The sequence below is a fragment of the Streptomyces sp. NPDC000941 genome (assembly GCF_053599555.1).
In genome coordinates, this window is the sequence record NZ_JBSFMM010000514.1 from 1 (window position 1) to 2,048 (window position 2,048).

Sequence of the window (2,048 nt, forward strand, 5' to 3'; positions counted from 1 at the left end):
CCGCGCTGCGCGCCGCCGACCACGGCCGGGCGGTCGCCTGCCTGGCCCGTGCGCTGGAGGAGCCGCTGGACCGCGAGCAGCGGACCTGGCTGAGCCTTCGGCTGGCCGCGGCCGAGGTGCTGGAGGCGCCGGAGGCCGGGGACCGACGGTTCGCCGAGATCCTCCGGTCACCGGGCGCGGAGCTCGCCGACGCGCGGCTGCGCGCCGCGGACCTGGCGTTGGCCCGCGGCGGCTCCGATGTCGTACGACGGGCGCTGACGGACGCGCTGCCCGCCGCGCGGGGCGGTGAACGCAGCGCCCTGACCGCCCTGTTCTGGCTCGCCGAACTGAGCCGCCACGACGACACCGACCTGCTGCTGCACGAGGTCCCCCCGCTCCCCGCCCATCCGTCCTCGCCCGCCCAGGCCGGGGCGCGCGCCTGGCAGCTGGCTCTGCTCGGCGAGGACCTGCTCACCACCAGAGCGCTGGCCCGCAGCGCCTTCGCCGGCCCCGCCGACGAGGGTGGGCTGCTGCTGCCCCGGCTGGCGGCGTGCCGGGCGCTGTGCCTGGCGGACGAGACGGACGAGGCCGGGCTGCGGCTGGACCAGCTGCTCACCGAGGCCCGGCGCGGCCATGCCCGCGCCGCCGCCTCGCTGGTGCTGACCGGGCGCGGCGACATGAACCTGCGCCGGGGCCGGCCCGATCTCGCCGAGCGGGATGTCGCCGCCGCCGAGCGGGCCCTGCCGCACACCCATCTGCACCCCCTCTACGCGCCCTACGCGCGGGCCGTACGGATCCTCGTCGCGCTGGAGAGCGGCGACCGCAAGCAGACCGCGGCGCTCATGGCCCTGCCCGACCCCGACGCGTCGTGGAACACCATGGCGGGGGCCCATCTGCTGTTCGCCAGGGCCCTGGTGGACATCGCCGACGGTAAACCGGCCGAAGCGATCGACCTGCTGCTCGCCGCCGGCCGACGGCTGCTGCGCCTCCAGTACGTCAACCCGGCCCTGCTGCCCTGGCGTTCCATGGCCGCCCGGGCCTGCCATGCGCTCGGCCACGGCCAGGAGGCACACCGGCTCAGCCGCGAAGAGCTCACGCTGGCCCGGCGCTGGGGCGCGCCGAGCGCGATCGGCTGGGCCGAACTGGGCATCGGACGGGTGGCCCGCGACGGACGGGCCGCCAGACTGCGCGAGGCCGTGCGTACCCTCCAGGCCACCCCCGCCAACATGGCCTATATCGGGGCGCTGATGGAGCTGGCCACCGTGGAGCTGGACGCGGGGCGGCGGCGGGCCGCGGAGCCCCTGATCGCCGAGGTGTCCCGGCTCACCTCGGCCCAGCCCGACAGCAGACCGGCCGCGCGGGCGCGCGCACTCGCCCAGCGGCTCGGCCGACTGCCGTCGGCCGCGGTCCGCGGACTGCACCCCGCCTGGGCCGCGCTGTCCGACGTCGAGCGGCGCACCGCCACCCTCGCGGGCCTCGGACACGGCAACCGGGGCATCGCCGACATGCTCTCGGTCACCACCCGCACGGTGGAGCTGCGGCTGAGCGGGGCGTACAAGAAGCTGCGGATCAGCGGCCGGGCCGAACTGCGCGAGATGGTGCGCTCGATGGAGGGCTACGACACGGATGTTGCATGAGCGGGGCGCCGAACTGGCGCAGATCTCCGGTGCGTTACGGACCGCCCGCGAGGGCGGGCCGTCCCTCGTCCTGCTGACCGGCCCGCTCGGCATCGGCCGGTCCGCGCTGCTCCAGCGACTGGCCGCGCGAGCCGTGAACGAGGTCGAGGACGTGCGGGTGCTGCGCGCCAACGCCGCCCCGGTGGAACAGGACTTCGCCTTCGGCGTGGTGCGCCAGCTGTTCGACAGCCTGCTCGCGGGCGCCCCCGGGGAGCTGAGCGAACGCTGGACGCGCGAGAGCGCGTGCTTCGCCAACCTGGCCCTAAGCGACCTCGAGGAGGTGAGGCACGCCCCCGCGCCGCCCGGCACGGCACCTCGCCGCGTTGTCGCAGCGCCCGAGTACGCCCAGTACGAGGGCGCCGCTCCGCCTTGCGATGCACCGCACCGGACGAC

At 76.2% G+C, this 2,048-nt stretch carries 1 protein-coding gene and 1 pseudogene; both read left to right on the top strand.

The features are described from left to right. Positions 1-1,616, top strand: a pseudogene (locus ACWDSL_RS53180) (helix-turn-helix transcriptional regulator); the annotation flags it as partial. Next, a partial coding sequence (locus ACWDSL_RS53185) for an ATP-binding protein (RefSeq protein ID WP_450496945.1) occupies positions 1,606-2,048 on the top strand: 443 nt, incomplete at its 3' end. The pseudogene ACWDSL_RS53180 and the gene ACWDSL_RS53185, both read left to right, overlap by 11 nt.